20 protein-coding genes are annotated in these 23774 nt (G+C 64.4%); 17 read left to right on the forward strand and 3 right to left on the reverse strand.

Annotated elements, in window-relative coordinates; translation table 11 throughout:
- The first annotated feature begins 17 nt into the window (after positions 1-17).
- Entirely contained in the window at positions 18-1019 is a 1002-nt protein-coding gene (locus DJFAAGMI_RS10120; RefSeq protein WP_211457044.1) for a Bug family tripartite tricarboxylate transporter substrate binding protein, read from the forward strand.
- 167 nt (positions 1020-1186) lie between these two features.
- Here the strand turns inward: DJFAAGMI_RS10120 and DJFAAGMI_RS10125 are convergent, their stop codons facing one another.
- The gene (locus tag DJFAAGMI_RS10125) at positions 1187-2059 is read right to left on the reverse strand and encodes a TOBE domain-containing protein (protein WP_249334142.1); all 873 of its coding nucleotides are present in this window, start codon (positions 2057-2059) and stop codon (positions 1187-1189) included.
- A 97-nt stretch (positions 2060-2156) separates the two neighbouring features.
- Between DJFAAGMI_RS10125 and modA the strand changes: the two genes are divergently transcribed.
- From modA to DJFAAGMI_RS10190, 13 genes are all read left to right on the forward strand, one after another.
- Positions 2157-2963, forward strand: a complete 807-nt coding sequence (gene modA / locus DJFAAGMI_RS10130) for a molybdate ABC transporter substrate-binding protein (protein WP_211457045.1) — start codon at positions 2157-2159, stop codon at positions 2961-2963.
- 183 nt (positions 2964-3146) lie between these two features.
- Positions 3147-3827, forward strand: coding sequence for a molybdate ABC transporter permease subunit (gene modB, locus DJFAAGMI_RS10135; RefSeq protein WP_211457046.1), 681 nt, complete (start codon positions 3147-3149; stop codon positions 3825-3827).
- Positions 3824-4909 (forward strand): molybdenum ABC transporter ATP-binding protein, encoded by a 1086-nt coding sequence (modC, locus tag DJFAAGMI_RS10140; RefSeq protein WP_211457047.1) that lies wholly within the window; start codon positions 3824-3826, stop codon positions 4907-4909. The genes modB and modC overlap by 4 nt, the downstream gene beginning before the upstream one ends.
- 380 nt (positions 4910-5289) lie before the next feature.
- The gene (gene fdnG, locus DJFAAGMI_RS10145; protein ID WP_211457048.1) at positions 5290-8343 is read left to right on the forward strand and encodes a formate dehydrogenase-N subunit alpha; all 3054 of its coding nucleotides are present in this window, start codon (positions 5290-5292) and stop codon (positions 8341-8343) included.
- An 11-nt stretch (positions 8344-8354) separates the two neighbouring features.
- A complete protein-coding gene (gene fdxH / locus DJFAAGMI_RS10150; RefSeq protein WP_211457049.1) occupies positions 8355-9260 on the forward strand; it encodes a formate dehydrogenase subunit beta in 906 nt (301 codons plus the stop codon).
- Positions 9257-9919, forward strand: coding sequence for a formate dehydrogenase subunit gamma (locus DJFAAGMI_RS10155; protein ID WP_211457050.1), 663 nt, complete (start codon positions 9257-9259; stop codon positions 9917-9919). Before fdxH ends, DJFAAGMI_RS10155 begins: the two co-directional genes overlap by 4 nt.
- Complete coding sequence (gene fdhE / locus DJFAAGMI_RS10160) at positions 9916-10866, forward strand: formate dehydrogenase accessory protein FdhE (protein WP_211457051.1); 951 nt, start codon at positions 9916-9918, stop codon at positions 10864-10866. Before DJFAAGMI_RS10155 ends, fdhE begins: the two co-directional genes overlap by 4 nt.
- 75 nt (positions 10867-10941) lie before the next feature.
- Positions 10942-11805 (forward strand): formate dehydrogenase accessory sulfurtransferase FdhD, encoded by an 864-nt coding sequence (gene fdhD / locus DJFAAGMI_RS10165; protein WP_211457052.1) that lies wholly within the window; start codon positions 10942-10944, stop codon positions 11803-11805.
- A gap of 96 nt (positions 11806-11901) precedes the next feature.
- On the forward strand, positions 11902-12306 hold the full coding sequence (locus DJFAAGMI_RS10170; protein WP_211457053.1) for a hypothetical protein: 405 nt from the start codon (positions 11902-11904) through the stop codon (positions 12304-12306).
- A 157-nt stretch (positions 12307-12463) separates the two neighbouring features.
- Positions 12464-13792, forward strand: coding sequence for a tRNA (N6-isopentenyl adenosine(37)-C2)-methylthiotransferase MiaB (gene miaB / locus DJFAAGMI_RS10175; RefSeq protein ID WP_211457054.1), 1329 nt, complete (start codon positions 12464-12466; stop codon positions 13790-13792).
- 187 nt (positions 13793-13979) lie between these two features.
- Positions 13980-16292, forward strand: coding sequence for a hypothetical protein (locus DJFAAGMI_RS10180; RefSeq protein ID WP_211457055.1), 2313 nt, complete (start codon positions 13980-13982; stop codon positions 16290-16292).
- On the forward strand, positions 16274-17476 hold the full coding sequence (locus DJFAAGMI_RS10185) for a hypothetical protein (RefSeq protein ID WP_211457056.1): 1203 nt from the start codon (positions 16274-16276) through the stop codon (positions 17474-17476). The genes DJFAAGMI_RS10180 and DJFAAGMI_RS10185 overlap by 19 nt, the downstream gene beginning before the upstream one ends.
- Positions 17473-18171 carry a DUF1266 domain-containing protein gene (locus tag DJFAAGMI_RS10190; RefSeq protein ID WP_211457057.1) on the forward strand — a complete coding sequence of 233 codons (699 nt, stop codon included), beginning with the start codon at positions 17473-17475 and terminating at the stop codon, positions 18169-18171. The genes DJFAAGMI_RS10185 and DJFAAGMI_RS10190 overlap by 4 nt, the downstream gene beginning before the upstream one ends.
- Positions 18172-18234: 63 nt before the next feature.
- Here DJFAAGMI_RS10190 and DJFAAGMI_RS10195 read toward each other — a convergent pair whose 3' ends face one another.
- Positions 18235-18813, reverse strand: a complete 579-nt coding sequence (locus DJFAAGMI_RS10195; protein ID WP_043005608.1) for a C40 family peptidase — start codon at positions 18811-18813, stop codon at positions 18235-18237.
- Between the two features lie 253 nt (positions 18814-19066).
- Positions 19067-20458 carry a signal recognition particle protein gene (gene ffh, locus DJFAAGMI_RS10200; RefSeq protein WP_003070990.1) on the reverse strand — a complete coding sequence of 464 codons (1392 nt, stop codon included), beginning with the start codon at positions 20456-20458 and terminating at the stop codon, positions 19067-19069.
- Positions 20459-20911: 453 nt separating this feature from the next.
- Here ffh and DJFAAGMI_RS10205 point away from each other — a divergent pair, with 453 nt between their 5' ends.
- Genes DJFAAGMI_RS10205 through DJFAAGMI_RS10215 form a run of 3 tightly spaced genes read left to right on the forward strand, consistent with a single transcriptional unit; the run spans position 20912 to position 23770 of the window.
- A complete protein-coding gene (locus tag DJFAAGMI_RS10205; RefSeq protein WP_211457058.1) occupies positions 20912-21718 on the forward strand; it encodes a cytochrome C assembly family protein in 807 nt (268 codons plus the stop codon).
- Entirely contained in the window at positions 21715-21960 is a 246-nt protein-coding gene (locus DJFAAGMI_RS10210; protein WP_211457059.1) for a PP0621 family protein, read from the forward strand. Before DJFAAGMI_RS10205 ends, DJFAAGMI_RS10210 begins: the two co-directional genes overlap by 4 nt.
- A gap of 4 nt (positions 21961-21964) precedes the next feature.
- A complete protein-coding gene (locus DJFAAGMI_RS10215; protein ID WP_211457060.1) occupies positions 21965-23770 on the forward strand; it encodes a sensor histidine kinase in 1806 nt (601 codons plus the stop codon).
- Positions 23771-23774: the final 4 nt, after the last annotated feature.

Genomic DNA, 23774 nt, shown 5'->3' on the forward strand with positions numbered 1-23774 from the left:
ACAGGAGACAAAAAACCATGGCCTCAAAGCCTGTCATCAATCGCCTGCGCCGTCTGGGCCTGGCTGCTCTTCCAGCCCTGCTCTGCGGCGCCTTTGCCACCACTGCCACGGCCTCCGACAAATGGCCGGATCGCCCCATCCGCCTGATCGTGAACTTCGCCCCCGGCGGTGCGGCCGATGTGATGGGACGCGCGATTTCTCCCACCATGAGCCAGGTGCTCGGCCAATCCGTGGTGGTGGACAACAAGCCTGGGGCCAACGGCAATATCGGCATCGGCGAAACCGTGCGCTCGGCCAAGGATGGCTACACGCTGCTGCTGAGCAGCGGCGGCGGCATCAGCATCAATCCGCTGATCTACAGCAAGCTGCCTTTCAATCCCGAAAAAGACCTGATTCCCGTGGCCGCCGTGGCACGCGTTCATGTGTTTCTGGAAACCAACCCCAGCCTGCCCGTGAGCAATGTGCAGGACTTCATCAAGCACCTGCAGGCCAATCCCGGCAAGCTCTCCTATGGCTCGCCCGGCCCCGGCAGCTCGCCCCATCTGGCCGGCGAGATGTTCAAGCGCGCAGCCAAGGTCGATGCCAGCCATATCCCCTACAAGGGTGCCGGCCCGGCCCTGACCGATGTGCTCAGCGGCCAGTTGCAGTACTGGTTCGATCCGGGTCCCGGCCTCAAGCAGGTGGAGGCCGGCAAGCTCAAACTGCTGGCCATCGGCAGCCCACAGCGCTCTCCTCTGTACCCCAAGGTCCCCACGCTGGCCGAAAGCGGCCTGCCCGGCTTTGATGCCGACACGCTGTTCGGCATCTATGCTCCCACCGGCACTCCGGCCCCCGTGGTGGAGGCCGTGCGCGCCGCCGTGCTCAAGGCTCTGGAGCAGAAGAACGTGATCGAGGTGCTGCAAGGCCTGGGCTCGACGCCCGAGCCTCGCATGAGCCGCCAGGATTTCGTGGACCATCACGCCAAGGAACGCGCGCGCTTCGCTCCGCTGATCAAGGAAATCGGCTTGAAGGTGGACTAGAGAATTTCGACTCAATGCGGGAGTCCGGTTGCCCGAACACTCCCTTTTGGCCGCTCGTCTGCAAGGACCAGCGGCCTTTTTTTACCACTCTTGCGCAGACCGGCATGCACGAGAGGCATGCCCATCGACGGACACCAGACCCGACCCGTCGGGACGCAGGCCGTGCTTCAGTGGGATGCCACCGCCACCACCACCGCAGACTCGGCCACTTCGAGCCAGACATGGTCATTGGCCACCAGCCCGCTCATGGCAGGTGCAAAGCCCACGATCTGCGCGCCCCAGCCCAGGCGGCAGATGGCCTCGTCGCTGGCCAGGCTTTCTTCGGTCACCGTGGCTGCGCCATAGGTCGCGCGCTGCACCACGGCCGGCCAGAGATTGATGGGCTGCGAGGCCGCCGCAGGCCGCTCCTGCCCCAGCCAGACCTTGACCGCCGTGGCCTTGCACAGCGCCAGCACCTGCACGCCGGGCGCCAGACCCAGCAGCTCATAGCTTTCGGGCGTGATGCGCGCGGCAATCGTCCAGTCCGAGCCCGCATCGCTTGCGGCACGCAGCCAGACACGAATCTGCCCGCCGATGGACTCGACCTTGAGCACGCTGCAAGGCCACTGGTTGCGCATGCTGGTCATCAGGCCCAGATTGGGCTGGCCGCCACCGGGCGTGCCGGCCTGCATGCGCTGCAGCAATTCGCTACGCAGGCGCATCATGGCCTCGGCAGCATGCAGCAACTCCTCGCCCGCCGGCGTGATCTGTGCGCCGCCGCCCCCGGCGCCGCCCACACTGCGCTCGACCAGCGGCACGCCGGCCAGATTGGTCAGGGTGTCGATGGCCTGCCATGCCGCCTTGTAGCTCACGCCCACATCGCGTGCGGCCTGGGAGATCGAGCCACTATGCGCAATGCCGCGCAGGATGGCGATGCGGCGATCGGCCATGTCGTAGCCCAGCGCCTGGGAGACCGAATCGGACGATAGCGCACCACCCTGGCCGGCCTCGTCGTCGGGCATATCCAGTTGTTCTTGTTCGAGATTTTCTGTGTCAGACATAGGCCGCCATCATGCCTTGACAGCCAATTTCCTCGCTCGACCTCAGTTGTTCATTCACGTTACACTCGCTATTCCATCAATGAATAGCGAAATCTCAATGACTCAGATCACTGCCCGCACCACCGGTTTCTCCTTTCAGCTGGCCCGCTCTGCGGCCGTGATCGCGACCGTGACCAGTTCGGCCGTGCTGGGCCTGTGGTCTGCGCAAGCACAGGCGGCCGAAGTGGCGGTCGCCGTGGCGGCCAACTTCACCGCGCCCATGAAGAAGATTGCGACCGAGTTCGAAAAGGACACCGGCCACAAGGCCGAGCTGTCGTTTGGCGCCACCGGAAAGTTCTACGCCCAGATCAACAACGGCGCGCCGTTCGGCATTCTGCTGGCCGCCGACGACACCACGCCTGAAAAGCTGGCCAAGGAAGGCAAGGGCGTGGCCGATTCGCGCTTTACCTACGCCATCGGCACCCTGGTGCTGTGGAGCCCCAAGGCCGGTTATGTGGACGACAAGGGCGAAGTGCTCAAGACCGGCGACTACAAGCACATCGCGATCGCCAACCCCAAGCTGGCCCCATACGGCACGGCGGCCATGGAAGTGCTGAACAAGCTCGGCCTGAGCGCACAGGTGCAGCCCAAGGTGGTGATGGGCGAGAACATTGCCCAGACCTATCAGTTCGCGGCCACCGGCAATGCGCAGCTGGGTTTTGTGGCCCTGTCCCAGGTCATGGAAAGCGGCAAGATCCGCGAGGGTTCTGCCTGGCAGGTGCCCGGCAACATGCATGAGCCCATTCGCCAGGACGCCATCGTGCTCAACGGCGCCAAGGACAACGAGGCCGCCACCGCTCTGATGAAGTACCTGCGCAGCCCCAAGGCGCACGACATCATCCGCTCCTACGGCTATAGCTTCTGACGCCTGATCGGCAAGCGCTAGAGCCCGCCTCAACCCAGCGATCCGCTCTACCCTTGGCGCTGCTCGGCTAAGCTGGGCACTCCAAGGGTCTTTTTTTGCGGCCTGTGCGGATCGGGAAGGGTGCGGGGTCGATGGAGACATCCCTCGCGCATCCCGGTTTGCGCCAGTCCTGTTTTTGATTCCATGCAACTGAATGCCGAAGACTACGCAGCCATCTGGCTCACGCTCAAGCTTGCGGGCGTGACCACCGTGCTGCTCATGCTGCTGTGCACGCCACTGGCCTGGTGGCTGGCCCATACCCGTTCGCGCTGGCGCGGCCCGATCGGTGCGGTCGTGGCGCTGCCGCTGGTGCTGCCGCCCACCGTCATCGGGTTCTATCTGCTGGTCACCATGGGCCCCAACGGCCCCATAGGCAAGCTCACGCAGGCCATGGGCCTGGGCAATCTGCCGTTCACCTTTGCCGGCCTGGTGGTGGGCTCGCTGATCTACTCCATGCCGTTCACCGTGCAACCGCTGCAGCGTGCGTTTGAAGCCCTGGGCCCGCGCCCCATAGAGGCGGCTGCCAGCCTGGGCGCCAGCCCCCTGGACCGCTTTCTGACCGTGGCCCTGCCGCTGGCGCGGCCCGGCTTCATCACCGCCGCCGTGCTGACCTTTGCCCACACCGTGGGCGAATTCGGTGTGGTGCTGATGCTGGGCGGCAACATCCCCGGCGTCACACGCGTGGTCTCGGTACAGATCTACGACCATGTGGAAGCCATGGAGTACGGCCACGCCCATCTGCTGGCGGCCGGAATGGTGGTGTTCTCCTTCATCGTGCTGCTGGCCCTGAACTGGCTGCAACCCAAAGCGGAGCGCCGCGCATGACCGCTGCCCACTTCATCACCGCCCAGCTCAAGCTGACCCGGCCGGACTTTGCACTCGATGTGGATCTGCAGCTTCCCGGCCACGGAGTGACGGCACTGTTCGGCCCCTCGGGCTGCGGCAAGACCACCTGCCTGCGCAGCCTCGCCGGACTGGAGCGGGCCCAAGGCCGCGTCACCGTCAACCAGACCGTATGGCAGGACGATGCCGGCCGGCAATGGCTGCCCACACACCAGCGCGCGCTCGGCTATGTGTTCCAGGAGGCCAGCCTGTTTCCGCATCTTTCGGTGCAGCGCAATATCGATTACGGACTCAGGCGCACGCCGCAGGAACGCCGCAAGGTCTCCAAGGAAAGAGCCGTCGAACTGCTGGGCATTGCCCACCTGATGGAGCGCATGCCCGCCACGCTCTCGGGTGGCGAGCGCCAGCGCGTGGCGATTGCAAGAGCGCTGGCCACCAGCCCCGAAGTGCTGCTGATGGACGAGCCGCTGGCCGCGCTCGATGCCCAGCGCAAGGCCGAAGTCCTGCCCTATCTGGAGCAGCTGCAGCGTCATCTGCAGATTCCCGTCATCTACGTCAGCCACTCCATGGACGAGGTCGCACGCCTGGCCCAGCACATGGTGCTGCTTGGCGCGGGCAAGGTGCTGGCGCAGGGCTCCGTCACCGAGCTGCTGTCCAGCCTTGATCTGCCGCTGGCCCATGGCGACGTGGCCTCCAGTGTGGTGCATGCCACGGTGCATGACCATGACGCCGCCGATCATCTGAGCACCCTGGTTTTTGACGGAGGCCGGCTGCAACTCGTCATGGCCCGCCCGCGCGAACCCGGCAGCACGGTGCCGCTGCGCGTGCAGGCGCGCGATGTCAGCCTCAGCCTGCTCAGGCCCGAAGGCAGCAGCATTCTCAACATCCTGCCGGTGCAGGTGCTGGACCTGCGCGAAGACGGGCCGGGCCAGGTCATGGTCTCGCTGCAGGCGGGCGGCACGCGGCTGCTGGCCAGAATCACCCAGCACTCGGCCCGGGCCTTGCAGCTGCAGCCCGGCATGCCGGTGTATGCCCAGATCAAGGGCATGGCGCTGCTGGACTAAGTGCTTGATGAATATCAAGAATTCTCCGTGTCATACCCGAGGCCTGCGCTAGCCTTTGCTGGACAAACATTCGCTTACTGAATAGATTCGCCATCCTTTGACTTTTATCTAAAAGTCATATGACAAAAAGCTTGAGGGCTTTTGTCGCGCATCCTCGCTTTGCGAACCGAGCTGTGTCAGCCGGTTCAATTGCTTGCCATTGGCATCCCTCAACATTCGACGTGGCCCGTGAGGTCCGGCAATGCGTGAGCAATCGTCAAGGTCGAGGCCCCGAGTCCGGGCTGTTCCCCCGGCTCACGGGTGGCTGCATCTGCGCATGCCGCCGCCTGCAAACCTAACGCCCTCCATGGTCATGGGAGCGCGGTTGAAGAAAACAACACATGATGAATCACGGCAGAAGACGTTTCTTCAAGCTGTGCGGTGCCGGTGTCGCCGGCGCCACTGCTGCATCCCTGGGCTTCGCCCCCTCTGTGGCCTTAGCCACCTTACCCCGCCAGTACAAGCTGCTGCGCGCCAAGGAAACCCGCAACAACTGCACCTACTGCTCAGTGGGTTGCGGCATGCTGATGTACAGCCTGGGTGACGGCGCCAAGAACGCCAAGTCCAGGATCTTCCACATCGAGGGCGACCCCGACCACCCCGTCAGTCGCGGCTCTCTGTGCCCCAAGGGGGCTGGTGCCCTGGACTACATCCACTCCGACCAGCGCCTGAAATACCCCGAGGTGCGTGAAGCCGGCAGCAACGAGTGGAAGCGCATCAGTTGGGACGAAGCCAACGAACGCATCGCGCGCCTGCTCAAGGACGATCGCGATGCCAACTTCATCGAAAAGAACGACAAGGGCCAGCGCGTCAACCGCTGGCTCAGCACCGGCATGCTGGCATCATCGGCCGCCTCCAACGAAACCGGCATCCTAGACTTTCGCTTCGGCCGAGCGTTGGGCATGGTGGGCTTCGACTGCCAGGCCCGCCTGTGCCACGGCCCCACGGTGTCGGCCCTGGCGCCCTCTTTTGGTCGCGGCGCGATGACCAATCACTGGGTAGACATCAAGAACGCCAATGTGATCCTGGTCATGGGCGGCAACCCTGCCGAAGCCCACCCCGTGGGCTTCAAGTGGGCCATCGAAGCCAAGATCCACAACAAGGCCCACCTCATGGTGGTGGATCCGCGCTTCAACCGCACCGCGTCGGTGGCCGACTTCTACGCTCCCATCCGTGCGGGCTCGGACGCCGCCTTTCTCATGGGCGTGGTCAACTACCTGCTGCAGCACGACAAGATCCAGCACGAATACGTCAAGGCCTACACCAATGCCAGCCTGATCGTGCGCGAGGACTATGGCTTCGACGAAGGCCTGTTCAGCGGCTACGACGCCGACAAAAAGGCCTACGACAAATCCAGCTGGACCTATGAGCGCAATGCCGAAGGTCATGCGTTGACCGACGAGAGCCTTCAGCACCCGCGCTGCGTGCTGAATCTGCTGAAAAAGCATGTGGAGCGCTACACGCCCGAGATGGTTGAAACCATCACCGGCACCAAGATAGCGGACTTTCTACATGTCTGCGAACAACTGGCCAGCACCTGCGTGCCGGACCGCACGGCCACCTTCCTCTACGCCCTGGGCTGGACCCACCACACGGCCGGCGCGCAAATCATCCGCGGCGCGGCCATGATCCAGCTGCTGCTGGGCAATATCGGCATGGCCGGCGGCGGCGTCAACGCGCTGCGCGGTCACTCCAACATCCAGGGCTATACCGATCTGGGCCTGCTCTCGACGCGCCTGCCCGGCTACCTGAACCTGCCCGAGGACAGGCAGCAGACCATAGAGCAGTACCTGGCGGACGCCACGCCCAAGGCCGACCTGCCCGGCCAGGTCAACTACTGGAAGAACACGCCCAAGTTCTTCGTCAGCCTGATGAAGGACCTGTACGGCGAGCATGCCACGCGCGAGAACAGCTGGGGCTACGACTGGCTGCCCAAGTGGGACCGCAGCTACGACATGCTGGCCTATTTCGATCTGATGTACCGCGGCAAGGTCAACGGCTACATCGCACAGGGCTTCAACCCCGTGGCCGCCATGCCCGACTCGGGCAAGATCCGCGACGCCCTGTCCAAGCTGAAGTTCCTCGTCATCATCGATCCGCTGCAGACCGAGACCTCCACCTTCTGGAAGAACCACGGCGAATTCAACAACGTGGACCCCGCGAAGATCCAGACCACGGTGTTCCGCCTGCCCTCTTCCTGCTTTGCCGAGGAGAACGGCGCCATCGTCAACTCCGGCCGCTGGCTGCAATGGCACTGGGCCGCGCAGGAGCCGCCCTTCGAGGCGCGCCACGACGGCCGCATCCTGGGCGGCATCTTCATGAAGCTGCGCGAGCTGTACGCCAAGGAAGGCGGCACCTGCCCCGAGCCCTTGATGAATATGCGCTGGGACTACCACGACCCTCACGACCCCCATCCCGAGGAAGTGGCCAAGGAAGCCAACGGCTACGCACTCGCTGACCTGTTCGACGACAGCGGCAAGCTGATCGCCAGAAAGGGCGAGCTGCTGTCCGACTTCGGCATGCTGCGCGACGACGGCACGACCTCCAGCTACTGCTGGATCTTTGCCGGCTCGTGGACAGAGGCCGGCAACCAGATGGCCCGCCGCGACAACACCGACACCGGCCTGGGCAACACGCCGGGCTGGGCCTGGGCCTGGCCGGCTAACCGCCGTCTGCTCTACAACCGCGCATCGGCCGACCCGGCCGGCAGGCCCTGGGATCCCAAACGCCAGATCCTGCATTGGGACGGCCGCAAATGGGGCGGCTCCGACGTGCCCGACTATCCCTTGACCGCCGCACCCAACAGCGGCGTGAACCCCTTCATCATGCAGCCCGAGGGCCTGGGACGCCTGTTCTCCGCCAAGGGCATGAACGACGGTCCCTTCCCCGAACACTACGAGCCCACCGAAAGCCCGATTGCAGCCAATCCGCTGCACCCCAAGGTCAGCAAGAGCCCCGTGGCGCGCGTGTTCGCTGACGACGCGGCGCGCATGGGATCGCGCGAGCAGTTCCCCTATGTAGCCACGACTTACTCGATTACCGAGATGTTCCGTCACTGGACCAAGCACTCGCGTCTGAACGCCATCGTGCAGCCTGAGCAGTTCATCGAGCTATCGGAGAAGCTTGCGGACCAGAAAGGCATCAAGGCCGGGGACATGATCCGCGTCTCCAGCAAGCGCGGTCATATCAAGGGCAAGGCCGTGGTGACCAAGCGCGTGATGACGCTGCAGGTCGATGGTCAGGAGATCGAGCAGATCGGCATCCCCTGCCACTGGGGCTACGAAGGCACGACGCGCAAGGGCTATCTGGCCAATACGCTGAGCCCCGGCATCGGCGATGCCAATGCCCAGACCCCCGAGTTCAAGGCCTTTCTGGTCAACATCGAAAAGGCATAAGGCGAGCACCCATGACCATGCAATCCCAAGATATCGTGCGGCGCTCGGCCACCAACGAGCTCACACCCGCCGCGCACGCCCGTGACCACAAGGCAGAGGTCGCCAAACTCATCGACGTCAGCATCTGCATTGGCTGCAAGGCCTGCCAGGTGGCCTGCAGCGAATGGAACGATCTGCGCGACGATGTGGGCGAGAACTTCGGCGTCTACGACAACCCGCGCGATCTTTCGCCCGAGAGCTGGACGCTGATGCGCTTCGACGAGTATGTCAACGAGCAGGGCAAGCTGGAGTGGCTGATCCGCAAGGACGGCTGCATGCACTGCGAAGACCCGGGCTGTCTGAAGGCCTGCCCCCAGCCCGGTGCCATCGTGCAGTACGCCAACGGCATCGTGGACTTCCAGTCCGAGCAATGCATTGGCTGCGGCTACTGCGTGGCCGGCTGCCCCTTCAACATCCCTCGCATCAGCAAGAAGGACAACAAAGCCTACAAGTGCACGCTGTGCTCCGACCGCGTGGCTGTGGGTCAGGAGCCGGCCTGCGTCAAGACCTGCCCCACAGGCGCCATTGCGTTCGGCAGCAAGGACGACATGCTGGTCAAGGCCGAAGGTCGCGTTCAGGAAATGAAGACCCGCGGCTTTGACCAAGCTGGCATCTACGACCCGCAAGGCGTGGGTGGCACCCATGTGATGTATGTGCTGCACCATTCCGACCAGCCCGAGCTCTATCACAAGCTGCCCAAGGATCCCAAGATCAGCGCCGTGGTCGAGGGCTGGAAGGGCTGGTTCAAGCCGCTGGCCGCCCTGGGCTTCGTGGCCACACTGGCCGGTGCCGCAGCCCATTACATGGCTACTGGCCCCAACGAAATCGACGAAGACGATGCCGGCGAGGATTGCGCCAAGAAAGGAGAAACGGCATGAAAAAAGATCGCATGATCTTGCGAACCCCACTGCCTGATCGCCTCTGCCACTGGGCCATGGTGGTGTGTTTCTTCCTGGTCGCCATGTCGGGCCTGTCCTGGGTCTTTCCCAGCCTGAACTGGCTCAATAGTGTCTTCGGCACGCCGCAGCTGGCACGGTTGCTGCACCCCTTCTTCGGTATCGTGGTGTTTGTTGCCCTGGTCTATCTGTTCGTGCGGTTTGTGAAATACAACCTGTTCGTCAAGGAAGACCGCATCTGGGTGGAAAACGTGAAATCGGTGGTGGCAGGAGATCACAGCCAGCGGCTGCGCATCGGCAAGTACAACGCCGGCCAGAAACTGCTGTTCTGGGGCATCATGAGCCTGATCTGCGTGCTGCTGTTCACGGGCCTGGTGATCTGGCGCGCCTACTTCGCCCATCTGTTCCCTATCCCCGTGCTACGTGTCGCGCTGCTGCTGCACGCTCTGGCGGGCGTGGGCCTGATATTGCTGATCCTAGGCCATATCTATCTGGCCTTCTGGGTCAAGGGATCGATACGCGGCATGGTCACCGGCTATGTCAGCCATGCCTGGGCCCGCGCCCACCACGACCGCTGGCATGAGGAGATCAGCACCAAACCTGCGGCAGCAGGCAAGGCCAAGACAGGGAGAACACGATGAGCATCCATCTGGTTCCCGAATCCGAACGCTCGCCCGGTGTGGGCCATATCGCCCCCCTGCGGCTGCCCGCCGCCAAGCTGCCCTATGCCCATCGCGCCAGCCGCCTGCAGCATCTGGCCCAGGGCCATGCCATGGGCGAGTATCTGCTGTGGGCCGCCGAGATGGCCAGCGCCCAGCAGGCCACGGCCAAGGCCCTGCCCCTGCCCGAGCAGGAAGCCGCTGGGCTGGGCGCGGCCCTACAACAGCGCACGCAAGCGCCTTTGCATTCGGCCCAGTGGCCACGCTCGGCGCACTGGCTGGCCTTGCTCGACGAGCTGCTGAACCGCATGACCCAGCAGCCCCGCATGCAGACTGCCGCCATTCGCCAAGCATTGGAGTGCTTGCAACAGGCCGATATCACGCAACGCCAGGCCTGGGCCGATGCCCTGCTGACAGCGTTGCGCAGCGAAGCCCTGACTGACGACACGGTCCTGCCCGAAGCGGGCGTGGCCCAGCTACTGTGGAGCGCGCTGTCGCTGTACTGGCGCCAGTTAGCCAGTCAGCTGCCTGCCGCAGGTCGGGCCGAGCCGGGCGAGCAACGGCATCTCTGCCCCGTCTGCGGCCATGTGCCCACCGGCAGCCTGGTGCTCGGTGGCGCCCAGACCGGCGTGCGCTATCTGCAATGCAGCCTGTGCGAATGCCAGTGGCATGTGGTGCGCAGCAAGTGCAGCAACTGCGACAGCACGCATGCACTGGACTACTGGTGCCTGGAAGACGAAAAAGCGCCCATCAAGGCCGAGGGCTGCAACGAATGCCAGACCTACCTCAAGGCCTTCTACCAGCCGGCGGACCACCAGCTGGAACTGGTGGCCGACGACCTAGCCAGTCTGGCATTGGATGCAGAGATGGAGGAAAAAGAGCTTGCGCGCAGCGGCATCAACCCGCTGATGCTGCCGCTGCTGGCCTAGGCCCGCTGTGCAAAGCCCCGAGCCGCAGTCCGCCCCTTGCCGGCAAGGGATGCACCTGCTGACTATCATCGGCCCATGACCGAGTCCTCCTGCCCCATCCCGGCCCAGCCGATCGCACCGCTGCACACCCGTGCCGTGCGCTTCTTCAACGCCGGGCAGCAGGAACGGCAGGAGCGCGTGCTGGCGGCCGAGGTACCGATCGCACTGGTCTTCAACGGCATCTCGCATGCGGTGATGATGGGCTCGCCCACCGATGCGGAGGACTTTGCCCTGGGCTTTGCGCTGACCGAAGGCATCATCGACAGCGCTGAAGACTGCTACGGCATCGAAGCCCGCGCCATCTCTGCCGCCGCGGCCGGTCTGCCCGAAGGCATGGACGGCATGGAAGTGCAGCTCGACATCGCCTCGCGCTGCTTTGCGCGACTCAAGGACAGGCGCCGCAGCATGACGGGCCGCACGGGCTGCGGCGTCTGCGGAGTGGAGAGCTTTGCGGCGCTGGATCTGTCGTTTGACGCCCTGCCGCCCCAGGACTGGCTGGAGCAGGTCGATGCCGCCACCGTGCTCAAGGCGATCGGCGCCCTGGCCCCGCATCAGATCCTGAATGCCGAGGCCGGCGCCATCCATGCCGCAGGCTGGGCCACGCTGGCGGGCGACATCACGGACGTGCTGGAAGACGTGGGCCGCCACAATGCGCTGGACAAGCTGGTCGGCCGGCTGGCGCGCACGGGCCGCCTCGGCGAGCCCGGCTTTGTACTGCTGTCAAGCCGCGGCAGCCATGAGCTGGTGCGCAAATGCGCCAAGGTCGGCATCGCGGCGCTGGCCACGATTTCGGCCCCCACGGACATGGGCGTGCGCATGGCGGAGCTGACCGGACTGCGTTTCTGGGGGCTGTGCCGCCCGCCCCGGGCCGTGCTCTATGCCGCAGGCGGCAAAGCCTGAGCAAGCCCTGCTGCCAAACTCCAGCCTCTAGAATCACGGCATTGCGGCCATGACTCCAGCTCTGACCGCCCCACGATCAGCCCCTGGATATACACCATGAACCGCTGCACCACCACCCGCTTCAGCCGTCGCTACGTGGCCTGCGCCCTGCTGGCCGCTGCCGCCAGTGCCGGCCTGCCGGCCCTGGCCCAGGGCCTGCCCTCGGACGAGACGCGCAACTTCCCGCCGACAGTCCAGTTCGGCGAGCTGACGGTGACCAACTTCCCAGAAGTGGCCATCAACGGCACGGCCATCCGCACCACGCCGGGCTTTCGCCTGTTCAGCCGCGAGCGCAGCATTGTTTTTGCCAGCAACTATGCAGGCCAGAAGATGCTGGTGGGCTATGTGATCGAGCCACAGACCCAGGGTCTGCACACGGCCTGGATTCTGACCCCTGCCGAGATCGAGAAATACAAGCCGATTCAGCCGCGCACCCTGCTGCAGCGCGTTTTCGGCAGCTGAGTTCGGCCCGCGCCGACCGCTATTGATTAAAGAGCTGCTTGCGCTTTTTCTGCAAGCTTCTCGAACTGTTTCCATATCCAAATCGAGTGATGGCAGGCGCCAGCCGCTATCACTTTGTGCTTGCAGATACTGCAGGCCCACCTGACAAGAGCGCCCCATGAGCAAGAAAGTCTTTATCAAAACCTTTGGCTGCCAGATGAACGAGTACGACTCGGACAAGATGGCCGATGTGCTGGGCGCGGCCCAGGGTTACGAGCCCACGCAGAACGTGGACGAGGCCGATCTGATCCTCTTCAACACCTGCTCGGTGCGCGAGAAGGCCCAGGAAAAAGTGTTCAGCGATCTGGGCCGCATCCGCCATCTCAAGGAAAAAGGCGTGCTGATCGGCGTGGGCGGCTGCGTGGCCAGCCAGGAAGGTGCCGAGATCATCAAACGCGCTCCGTTCGTGGACGTGGTCTTCGGCCCCCAGACCCTGCACCGCCTGCCCGAGCTGCTCAATCAGCGTGCGGCCAAGGCCAAGCCCCAGGTCGATATCTCCTTCCCCGAAATCGAGAAGTTCGACCACCTGCCGCCGGCACGCGTGGAAGGCGCCTCGGCCTTTGTCTCCATCATGGAAGGCTGCTCCAAGTACTGCAGCTACTGCGTCGTGCCCTATACGCGCGGCGAGGAAGTCAGCCGCCCGTTCGAGGACGTGCTGGTGGAAGTCGCGGGCCTGGCCGAGCAGGGCGTGAAGGAAATCACGCTGCTGGGCCAGAACGTCAACGCCTACCTGGGCAAGATGGGCGACACCAGCGAGATGGCCGACTTCGCGCTGCTGCTGGAATACGTGGCCGAGATTCCCGGCATCGAGCGCATCCGCTACACCACTAGCCACCCCAACGAATTCACGCCGCGCCTGATCGAGGCCTACGCCAAGATTCCGCAGCTGGTCAGCCACCTGCACCTGCCCGTGCAGCATGGCAGCGACAAGATTCTCATGGCCATGAAGCGCGGCTACACGGCCATGGAATACAAGAGCACCATCCGCAAGCTGCGTGCCATCCGTCCCGACCTGGCCATGAGCAGCGACTTCATCGTGGGCTTTCCCGGCGAGACCGAGGAAGACTTCCAGAAGATGATGAAGCTCATCCACGATGTGCGCTTCGACAACTCGTTCAGCTTCATCTTCAGCCCCCGCCCCGGCACGCCGGCGGCCAACCTGCAGGACGACACGCCGCACGAGGTCAAGCTGCGCCGCCTACAGGAGCTGCAGGCCGTGATCAACAACAACATCAAGGAGATCAGCGAGGAGCGCGTCGGCACCGTGCAACGCCTGTTGATCGAGGGCGTGAGCAAGCGTGACGGCAGCGAACTGATGGGCCGCACCTATTGCAACCGCGTGGTCAACTTCCCCGGTAACGAGCGTTTGATCGGACAGATGGTGGACGTGAAGATTACCGAAGCCAAGGCTTACACCTTGCGCGGCGAAGTCCTGGTCAAGGATTGATGGCCCGACATTCCCTGGCCTCATCTACCCGAAGCCTGCCGGCCATGCCGCGCAGGCTTTTTTCATGACTGGTTATAAATTCTGTAACAAATGGTGATGCCTTGCCGGATGGCACACGCCTCTTCAATCCGCCGCTAGGATGGTGGCCTATTGGGGCCAAGCTGCCTCGGATTGAACTCTGGACACCATGAACCAAACTGCTGCACTGCAGGGCGATGCCATCTACGCCCTGCTGGATCAAGCCCATGAGCTACTGAACGACTACAACGACGACAAGCCCGGCAGCATCAGCCGCCAGGACCGCATCGCCGCAGCGGTGGAGTTGATGGGGCAACAGAACTTTGCCCCAGCCACCGTGCAGGAGCTTGAACGCGTTCACGACTTCTGGCTCTACCTCGATCAGCCCGAAGCGGCCAACACCTTGCTGCAGCAGCATCGCGCCGCCGTTCTTTCCGGCGCCGACGAGCTGAGTCCTGCCGAAGCGATGCTGCGCCTGAGCCTCAGCGACATCCAGAGCCGCATGGGCTTTGACCAGCCCTCCGCGCAAGCCTTGCTGGGTGCGGCGGCACAAGCCATTGCCCGGCTGCCCGAGGATGTGGACAGCGACAACTACTGGCATGGCTGGCACTGGATGGCCTCGCAGCTCCAGGCCTGGGACGCTGCGGCCACGGGCCTTGAGCTGCAACGCGCCCAGGAGCGTCGCAACCCCGATCTGGCCGAAGATGCGGCCTATCTCGATGCCATCGTCTGCGTTCGCAAGGCGGAAATGGCCCAGAAAAGCGGCCACGCCAGCGAGGCTGCCAGCCTCGTGCAAAACGCCATCAATATATTGCGCGATGCTGCGCCCGATCAGCAGGTGGACTTTGACCGCTGGATGACACTGGCCGACCATGTGCTGCCGCTGGCCCCGCAAAGCCTGCCCGCGCTGCTCATGGCCTGCGAGCAACAGCTCGCCCGCCTGGAGAACCCGCCCCCATCGCAGGCCGTCAAGGCGCATCGCCAGGTCAAGATCGTGCGACTGCAAGCCCAGGCCTGTGCGCAGGCCGGTCAGCTGGAGGCCGCATTGCAGCTGGCGCCTCAGGGACACTTCGGCCTGACGGATGACTCGGGCGATCCCTTCAGCGCTTCCCAACTGGATTGGCTGGTGCAGACCGGCCGCTTGAAGGAAGCCGCCGATCTGGCGCTGGAGAGCGTACTCCACGCTCGCCCCGTCTCGGCCGTGGCCGCTTTTCAGCTCGCCAAGGAACAGTTCAGCAACGACCCGGCCAACGCCATCACCTGGGCGCTGGTTCTGGCCATGGGCCAGACCGACGAGGACATGCGCCAGTTGCTCGCACAAGAGGAAGTGCCGCTGCACCCGGCGGATTTCTATCTGAACATGGTGCGCGCAGCCCAGCCGGCCCATCCGGTGCTGGCTCTGCTCGACGGCCTGCGTCTGGCACGCAAGCGCCAGATGGAGCAGGCTCTGCCGCTGCTGGAAATTGGCGTGGGCCAGCACCCCGAGATGGCCGACAGCGACAAGTTGCCCACGCTCTGGGCGGCGCGCTTTGCCGCACTGCCGCTGGAAGAAGCGCTGGCCCGCCCCTTCCCCGACGCCCATGGCGCGCACTGGTGCTATGCCGCCGGCGTGGTCCTGGACGATGCCGACGATCTGGCGCCGCTGATGGGCGGCAAGAAGAAGGTGCCGGCACAGGAGGTGCGCGAGCCTCTGGTCGTGCGCTACTACGAGCAGGGCCTGGCCCGCTTCGAGCATTTCTGGGCCAGCGGCCAGGGCCGCTTCAAGGACGCCGACCTGCATGTCTATTCCATGCTGTGCAACAACCTGGCCATCAAGTACCGCTTCATGGACCGCTACGACGAGGCCGCCGAGCTGCACCACAAGGGGCTGGGCAGCAGCCCGTTTGCCGAGCACCACAACGGCCTGCTGTGGTGTGCCGTGGGCAAGGACGACGACGCGCAGACCGTGGTCGAGGCCGAGCGCCTGTGGCATTTCGCCCAGGAGCATGGCTACAGCCGTCATGAGCCCACGCGCTATTTCTCCACCGTCGCGCTGTCGCTCTACAAGCTCGACCGCGATGACGAGATCAGCATCTGGATGGAGCGTCTGGACCAGTGGTTCCACGACCTCGACGAGGAAGAGCAGCGCGACGTACGCCGCAACTACCTGGCGTCCCTGATGTCCATGCTGGACTTTTTCTCGAGCACACGCCCCGAGCTGGTGCTGCCGCGTCTGCGCACGCACCAGCAGGAGATCATTGCGCTGCAGGACTGCTATCCGCTGCGCCGCCTGGCCTGTGCGCTGGAAGCCTATCCCGAGCTTCTGGAAGAGTCCGTGGCGCTGCACAAGCAGGCCAACAGCTATCTGGACCAGGACGACGACGAAGACGAGCGGCGCATGTCGCAGTCCGGCATCGAGCGTGCCGAGCGCAAGCTGGCCGAGCGCGATGCCCAGGCCGGTGCTGCAGCATCGGGTCGCAAGCCATGGTGGAAATTCTGGTGAATCAGGTCATAGAGAAAACCGCTGCCGCCAGCGCCTACAAGGCGCGCGATGTGGTCAACGCGCCGGCCATCAAGCAGCGCATCAAGGAGCGCAGCATGGAGCGCGGCGACGCCGCCGATGTCGCCGCCTGGCTGGGCAACCACTTCTACCGCCATGTGGTGGGCAATCTGCAGGCCGACGAGCCTGCCGTGCTGCGCATTGCCGACGTCCGGCAGTTGCAGGAGCTGGCCGGCCGCCAGGAGCCGCCGGCCTGGGCGCTGGAGCGGCTGGCGCGCAAGCAGGCCGGCTTCGAGCTGCCCGACCTCTGGTGGGTGCAGCCTGACAGCGCCGCCCTGCTGGCGCTGGAGACACGGCTGGTGGAATTTCTCTCCACCCGCAAGGGCACCTCTCTCGAAGGCAAGCTGCAGCGCGTGAACTGCCCACAGGCGCTGGCGCGCTGGACGCTGGAGCATCTGGCTTTCGAGAAAAAACAGAACAGCGGCCGGGTTGAACACAGCTCGGGCGCCGTGCACGGACTGCTGCGTGGCCAGCACGGCACCTTTGTGGAGTTTGACGGCACAAGTGCGCAGATGCGCCAGGAAATGGCCTACGAAAGCCAGATGATGGGCCACTGCGTGGGCCAGTTTGCCAACCGCAAGTCCTTCAGCGGCGGCTATGGAGAACATTACGCTGAGGGTCTCGAGTCGGGGCGCATGCGGCTGTTCAGCTACCGCACGGGCACTGCACAGCCCCGCATCACCGTCAATGCCTATGTGCAAAAGGACGGCAAGCTTCAGATCGAACAGATCAAGGGCAAGCAGAACCGACCGCCGATTGCACGCTATATGCCCGATGTGGTGACTCTGCTCAACCATCTGCCGCTCAATGACGAGGTGCCCGAGGACGCACTGTCCATGGGCATTGTGCGCCGCCCGCCCGAGCTGCTGAAGTCCCATCCGGGGCTGGCGCCCTGGTGCTCGGTGCAGGAGCTGCAGACCGATGCCGAGCAGCTGTGGCTGATGCAACAACACCCCGCACTGCTGCCGCAGCTCAATCTGCAGTCGCCGCTGATGCAGTGGATGGTGGCGGCACGCAAGGACTCGCTGGACAGCGAAGTCATCGAGCGCATGCCCAAATCCGCCGCGCTGAAGCAGACCTTGCTGATGGCCAGAAAACGCCCCGGCCGCCAGGGAGTTCGCTCATGAACGCATGGACGATTCTGCTGCTTGTCGTGGCCGTGATTTTCTGGGTGCTGCGCGGCGGCTTCAAGCGCCTCAAGGAGGCCAAGCAGCGCGGCGACATCATCAGCTACCAGGCCGGCAGCCAGGAGCGCAACTGGGCTCTGGCCCTGGCCCACCCCATGGCCTACCACGCCATGCAGGGCGGCTTTGCCAGCGATCTGCATGGCGCCGACGATGCGCTGGCCAAGCAGCTGCGCCCCATGATCCTGCACCATCTGGGCCTGCGCACCGACCTCAGCGACGAACAGGTGCGCCAGCAGCTGCCCGATGCCATGCGCCAGCGCTGGTTCATGCTGGATCTGCAGCGCCTGCAGCGCAGCGACGATGCGCGCGCCGCCATGGCGTTTGCCTGCGCGCGCGTGACCTTTTTTGTGCGCAGCGCCAGGCTGCTGGACTGGGTGGACGAAGCCCTGCACTGGGACATCCTGCAGCTCAATGCCCAGCGCGCCCAGCAATGCTTCGACAGCTGGCTGGCCTTCGGCCAGGCCTATGCCCAGGGCCGCACCCAATGGCTGGCGCAGGGCCGCAGCGATGTGCTGGGCAAGGCCTTCACGATCGAAGAGGTGGCCCAGTGGGTGACGCAGGAGCAGCACCCCTGGCATGCGATGCGCTGGGATCTGCCGCTGAGCGGCGATGGGGCTGCAGCACCCGCGGCATAGGCAGACAATGCACGTAAAAAAGGGACTGCCAGGCAGTCCCTTTTCGCATTCGCCGCGCGCCGCTCAGGCAAAGATGCTGCGCGCTTCGGTGAATCGCTTGGCGAAGTACACATTGTCCATGCGCACCCGCTGCACCGTCCCGCCGCTGGACGGCGCGTGCACAAACTGTCCGTTGCCGACAAAAATGCCCATATGGGAATAGCGCCCGCCCAGAGTGTTGAAGAACACGAAGTCGCCGCGCATCAGGTCGCGCCCGTCCACCGGATTGCTGGCCTGTGCCCATTGCGATGTGGTTCGGGGCAGACGGGTTTCCGTGATGCCGCCAACGGCCCACTGGATAAGTCCGCTGCAGTCAAAACCGCCCTCGGGGGAGTTGCCGCCGTAGGTGTAGGGCGTGTTGACCACCAGCATGGTGCGCGCCAGCAGGGACTCGCGCAGCTCGGCATCCAGGCTCAGCGCATTGAGCGGGCGCACCGATGAGCCGCCTTGCGCGGCAGGCCGTGGTTTGTCCCTGGTGGTGGAGCAGCCTGCCAGCAGTGCAAGCAGCGAGCCCGCCAGCAGCAGCGCGCTGCGGCGCTCCAGACATTGAGGCAGAGCTTGCCGCTGCCCCGCCTCCACGAAAGTCCTGTCTTGTAGCTTCATGGAAAGGCATGTTCTCAGAAAGCCGCCTGCACATCCAGCAATTGCCCCGGATTGGCGCGCTTCTTTACAAAAAAGTGAGCTGCTAACGCCTGCCAGATCAATGATTCAGATGTATTTCTCATCCAAACCAAGATCTGACCTGCGTCAGCTGCTCACTTTTTATAGATCGCTGATCTCACCCCCAACTCAGGGACAGCGAGGCTGTCGCGCCCGGCCAGGGGAAGCCGCGCAGCGGCTCAGGGGGAATCAAATATCAGAACGGCAGCTTGGGCATGCCGCCGCCGCCCATCATGCCCTTCATGGCCTTCATGCCGCCCATCTTCTTCATCATCTTCATCAGGCCGCCGCCCTTGAACTTCTTCATCATGGTCTGCATCTGCTCGAACTCCTTGAGCAGGCGGTTGACTTCCTGCACCTGCACGCCGGCGCCGTCGGCGATACGCTTCTTGCGCGTGGCCTTGATCAGGGCGGGGTTCTTGCGTTCCTTGAAGGTCATGGAGCAGATGATGCCTTCCTTGCGCTTGATCTCGCGCTCGGCCTTGTCCATATCGACCTGACCGGCCTTGCCGGCCAGCTCTGCGGGCAGCTTGTCCATCAGGGTCGAGAGACCGCCCATCTGCTTCATCTGCTGCAGCTGGGCCAGAAAGTCGTTGAGGTCGAAGCCGTCGCCGCTCTTGAGCTTCTCGGCCATCTTCTGCGCGGCTTCCATGTCCACGCCCTTGGTGACCTGCTCGACCAGGGCCACGATGTCGCCCATGCCCAGCACGCGCTGTGCGTGGCGGTCGGCGTCAAAGACTTCCAGGCCGTCGATCTTTTCCGAGACGCCGGCGAACTTGATCGGCGCGCCCGTGATCTGGCGCACCGACAGCGCCGCACCGCCGCGCGAATCGCCGTCGAGCTTGGTCAGCACGATACCGGTCAGCGGCAGTGCTTCCTTGAAGGCCTTGGCGGTGTTGACCGCATCCTGACCCTGCATGGCATCGACCACGAACAGGGTTTCGACAGGCTTGAGCGTGGCGTGCAAATCCTTGATTTCGGCCATCAGCAGCTCGTCGATGGCCAGACGGCCGGCCGTATCCACCAGCAGCACATCGAAGAAATGCTTCTTGGCGTAGTCGATCGCGGCCACGGCGATATCGTGGGGCTTCTGGTCGGGCGTGGAAGGAAACCACTCGGCACCGGCCTGGGCCGTGACGGTCTTGAGCTGCTCGATGGCCGCGGGGCGATACACGTCACCCGAGACCGTGAGCACCTTTTTCTTGCGCTTCTCGATCAGATGCTTGGCCAGCTTGGCCGTGGTGGTGGTCTTGCCCGCGCCCTGCAGGCCGGCCATCAGAATGACGGCGGGCGGCTGGGCATTGAGGTTGATGTCGGCCACCCCTTCGCCCATGGTCGCCGCCAACTCCTTGTTGACGATGGACACCAGCACCTGGCCGGGCTGCAGCGAGCTGATGACTTCCTGGCCCAGCGCCTTTTCCTTGACGCGGGCGATGAAGTCGCGCACCACGGGCAGGGCCACGTCGGCCTCCAGCAAGGCCATGCGCACTTCGCGCAGCATGTCCTGGACGTTGGATTCGGTGATGCGGGCCTGGCCGCGCATCTCCTTGACAAGGCGCGAGAGTTTATCGGTGAGTGCGGAGGCCATAAGCAAAAAGCATTCGAAAGTTATGGATGGGGAGTCGTGCGCGAGCGCGGCACGGGTCTCCGGGCAGCTTGCAGGCCGAACCTGGCGGGACCCAGACGGGCGGGACGAAGCGGCATGAACCCGCATTTTACCCGCTGCCCTTCGCGAACGATGCCTGCAGGCTTGCCGTGACCTGCCCCGGGCGCGCAAAGCCCGTGCAACCCCTTCCCAAAGGCGGGGCAGGCCCGCAAGAGAGCGACCCGAAGCACTCTGCAAGACCTTGGGCATCGCGGGAGATTGCGCCAGCCCGGCTACCGGCCGCGAGGCGAAAGCCCTTGGAAATGGGGTTAGGCGGCTGCCCAGGCGCTCAAACCCGGGGCGCAAGCGGCTTCGGCTGCGCTTTATGCGCAAATTTGACGCATGGCAGCATCCTGCAAAGCATGAGTGCAGGCCTGCGGCACTATCATAGAAAGCATGCTTTCCCAACCGCTCACTGCAGCTGGCCCCATTGGCTGGATTCTGGCCCTGGCAGCAGCCATTGCCTATGCCATCCCTGCACTTGCCAGCCGGCATCTGCAAGAAACCGGCGCCCGCCGCTGCCTGCGCCTGGCCTGGGCAGTGCATGCCCTGCTGCTGGGCTGGGGCCTGCTGGGCGAGCAGCCGCGCTTCGGCTTCGCCCCCGCGCTCTCGATCACCGCCTGGCTGGTGCTGACCGTGTACGTGGTCGAGCAGCAGCTGTACCCGCAGCTGCGCTCACGCTGGCCGCTGTCCATACTGGGAAGTGTGGCTGTGCTTCTGGCCGTGGTGTTTCCCGGCACTCCGCTGCATGTCAACGCCTCGGCCTGGCTGCCGCTGCATCTGGCCCTGGGCATTGCTTCCTACGGCCTGTTTGCTGCAGCCGTCGTGCACGGGGCGCTGATGAGCCATGCCGAGCGGCAGATGCGCCAGGGCGGCGACCATGACAGCGGACTGCCTCTGCTGACGCTGGAGCGGCTGACCTTCCGCTTTGTCGGTGCCGGCTTTGTGCTGCTGACCGCCACGCTGGCCGCAGGCTGGCTGTTTGGCGAGCAGCTCTACGGCAAGGCCTGGGTGTGGAATCACAAATCCGTTTTCTCGCTGCTGTCCTGGCTGGCTTTCGCCGTGCTGCTGTTCGGGCGCAAGCGATTTGGCTGGCGCGGCCAGAGCGCCGTGCGCGTTCTCTATATCGGCGCCATCTTTCTGCTGCTGGCCTATGTCGGCTCGCGCTTTGTGATTGAAGTCCTGCTGGAGCGCGCGGCATGAAGTATTTGCTGGTCCTGCTGGTCGTGGTGGTGGCTGTCGGCATCTGGCGCAGCAAGCGCCGCGCCGAAGCGGCAGAGCCCACCCGGACGGCCACCACTCTCCCGAAAGCTCAGACCATGGTGGCCTGCGCACACTGCGGCCTGCACCTGCCGCAAGCCGATGCCGTAAGCGATGCCTCGGGCCAGAGCTTCTGCAGCGCAGAGCATCGCCGCCTGGCCCAGCAAGACACCGGCAGCCACTGATCCCATGGTGAACTCCGCCTCACCCTGGCAGCACACCGCCATTCCACTGGATGCGGCCATCAGCCGGCGCGCGGACGCCAGCCTCAACGCCCCGTTTGTGCGCCTGTGGCAGGCCTTCCTCAGCGGCCGCGTGCTGCTGGCACTGGCCCTCATCCTGCTTCAGACGCTGAACCTGCAGCTGCAGAACATCAGCTCGCCCCTGGCCTGGCTGATCTGCTTCACCTATCTGGCGCTCACCGTGGTGCTGCGTCTGGCTGCAGCACGGCATTTGCCAGCACCTCGCGCCGCCCTGCAATGGCTGCCCGTGATCGGCGTCGACATCGCGGTGATCTTTCTGCTGCAGATCTTTCAGGTCGGCTCGCTCAACTACATGGCGCTGCTGGCCATTCCGGTCCTGATCTCCTCGGCGCTGGGCGGACTGATGCTGGCCTTTGGCGCCACGGCCGGCATCACGCTGCTGACGCTGGCCTACACCTTCTGGCAATACCATGGCGGCCTCAACGACGGCGCCCAGTCCTATTACCAGGCGGCTTTCTCCTGCGCCGGCTATTTCTGCGTGGCCTATCTCACGCACGAACTGGCCAAGCGTGTCCGGCGCGAGCGCTCCCAGGCCTTGTTCGACCGCCTGCGCACCCAAACCCAGGAGCAGGTCAACAGCCTGGTGATCAACCACTTCTCCGACGGGGTGCTGGTGGTCGACTCCAGCCTGCAAGTGCTGCAGGCCAATCCTGCCGCGCTGCAGCTGCTGGGCCTGGCCATGGATCACCCCCAGCCTTTTTCCCTGCAGGCCCACAGCTGGTGGGAGCCGCTGGCGCATGCGACACAGGCCAGCTTCGCCCATGCCCGCCCGCTGTCCGCCACCATCCATCTGCAGGCCCATGAGCGCCACGGCGCCACGGGCATCCATGTGCGCACACGCATCACCGAGGTTTCGGCACCCTACCTGGACGAGGGCCCGCAAGCGCAAGCCAGCCACTCGCTTTGTGTCATGTTTCTTCACGACCTGCGCGAAATGGAGGCGCAGCTGCGCACCGAAAAGCTGGCCTCCATGGGCCGCATGTCGGCCGCCGTGGCGCATGAGATACGCAACCCTCTGGCCGCCATCACCCAGGCCAACGCGCTGCTGGCCGAAGACCTGAGCAGCCAGCCCGGCCCCCAGCAGCTATGCCGCATCGTGGGCCAGAATGCCGACCGGCTAGCCCGCATTGCCGAAGAGATCCTCAATCTGGCGCGCGTACAACAGGACTCGGAAACCCATCAGGGTCAGTCGCTGCCGCTGGACAATCTGCTGGCCCAGATCAGCCATGAATGGCGCATGCAGGCCACGCCATCCCGCCAGCTCTTGCTGCGGCTCAATGCCACGGCCCGCCATATCCTGTTTGATGAAGAGCATCTGCGCCGCGTACTGATCAACCTGCTGGACAATGCCCAGCGCCACCGCAGCAACGCCGGCCATGAGACGGGCCTGCAGCTGATCAGCGGCCATGGGCCTTTGAACGGCCAGCTCCAGGGTCTCGCGCCGCAGGATGACGTCTGCTGGTTCATGGTCTGGAGTGACGGGGCACCGCTGGATTCCAGCGTCGAGCGCCATCTGTTCGAGCCCTTCTTCTCCTCCCAGAGCCGCTCCAGCGGCCTTGGACTCTATATCTGCCGCGAGCTCTGCCAGCGCTACGATGCCTCCATCAGCTATCAGCGCCTGAGCCTGCGCACGCCGCAAAGCGATGTGGACGGCAACGCCTTTATCGTGACTCTGCGCAGCGGCCCTGCCTCGCTCGCAAGCCACGGCCTGTTTGACTCGATCATGGTGTAAGCCC

Origin of the sequence: Comamonas brasiliensis (assembly GCF_018292285.1) — a bacterium.
Classification (GTDB): Bacteria; Pseudomonadota; Gammaproteobacteria; order Burkholderiales; family Burkholderiaceae_C; genus Comamonas; species Comamonas brasiliensis.

Bases quoted from the DNA above. Each gene is read 5' to 3' on its own strand.
- DJFAAGMI_RS10125 (WP_249334142.1), bottom strand. From the start codon at position 2,059: ATGTCTGACACAGAAAATCTCGAACAAGAACAACTGGATATGCCCGAC.
- DJFAAGMI_RS10120 (WP_211457044.1), top strand. From the start codon at position 18: ATGGCCTCAAAGCCTGTCATCAATCGCCTGCGCCGTCTGGGCCTGGCT.
- DJFAAGMI_RS10215 (WP_211457060.1), top strand. From the start codon at position 21,965: ATGGTGAACTCCGCCTCACCCTGGCAGCACACCGCCATTCCACTGGAT.
- modA (WP_211457045.1), top strand. From the start codon at position 2,157: ATGACTCAGATCACTGCCCGCACCACCGGTTTCTCCTTTCAGCTGGCC.
- fdhE (WP_211457051.1), top strand. From the start codon at position 9,916: ATGAGCATCCATCTGGTTCCCGAATCCGAACGCTCGCCCGGTGTGGGC.
- fdhD (WP_211457052.1), top strand. From the start codon at position 10,942: ATGACCGAGTCCTCCTGCCCCATCCCGGCCCAGCCGATCGCACCGCTG.
- DJFAAGMI_RS10180 (WP_211457055.1), top strand. From the start codon at position 13,980: ATGAACCAAACTGCTGCACTGCAGGGCGATGCCATCTACGCCCTGCTG.
- DJFAAGMI_RS10195 (WP_043005608.1), bottom strand. From the start codon at position 18,813: ATGAAGCTACAAGACAGGACTTTCGTGGAGGCGGGGCAGCGGCAAGCT.
- DJFAAGMI_RS10170 (WP_211457053.1), top strand. From the start codon at position 11,902: ATGAACCGCTGCACCACCACCCGCTTCAGCCGTCGCTACGTGGCCTGC.
- DJFAAGMI_RS10205 (WP_211457058.1), top strand. From the start codon at position 20,912: ATGCTTTCCCAACCGCTCACTGCAGCTGGCCCCATTGGCTGGATTCTG.
- DJFAAGMI_RS10185 (WP_211457056.1), top strand. From the start codon at position 16,274: ATGGTGGAAATTCTGGTGAATCAGGTCATAGAGAAAACCGCTGCCGCC.
- ffh (WP_003070990.1), bottom strand. From the start codon at position 20,458: ATGGCCTCCGCACTCACCGATAAACTCTCGCGCCTTGTCAAGGAGATG.
- fdxH (WP_211457049.1), top strand. From the start codon at position 8,355: ATGACCATGCAATCCCAAGATATCGTGCGGCGCTCGGCCACCAACGAG.
- DJFAAGMI_RS10210 (WP_211457059.1), top strand. From the start codon at position 21,715: ATGAAGTATTTGCTGGTCCTGCTGGTCGTGGTGGTGGCTGTCGGCATC.
- modC (WP_211457047.1), top strand. From the start codon at position 3,824: ATGACCGCTGCCCACTTCATCACCGCCCAGCTCAAGCTGACCCGGCCG.
- DJFAAGMI_RS10190 (WP_211457057.1), top strand. From the start codon at position 17,473: ATGAACGCATGGACGATTCTGCTGCTTGTCGTGGCCGTGATTTTCTGG.
- fdnG (WP_211457048.1), top strand. From the start codon at position 5,290: ATGATGAATCACGGCAGAAGACGTTTCTTCAAGCTGTGCGGTGCCGGT.
- miaB (WP_211457054.1), top strand. From the start codon at position 12,464: ATGAGCAAGAAAGTCTTTATCAAAACCTTTGGCTGCCAGATGAACGAG.
- modB (WP_211457046.1), top strand. From the start codon at position 3,147: ATGCAACTGAATGCCGAAGACTACGCAGCCATCTGGCTCACGCTCAAG.
- DJFAAGMI_RS10155 (WP_211457050.1), top strand. From the start codon at position 9,257: ATGAAAAAAGATCGCATGATCTTGCGAACCCCACTGCCTGATCGCCTC.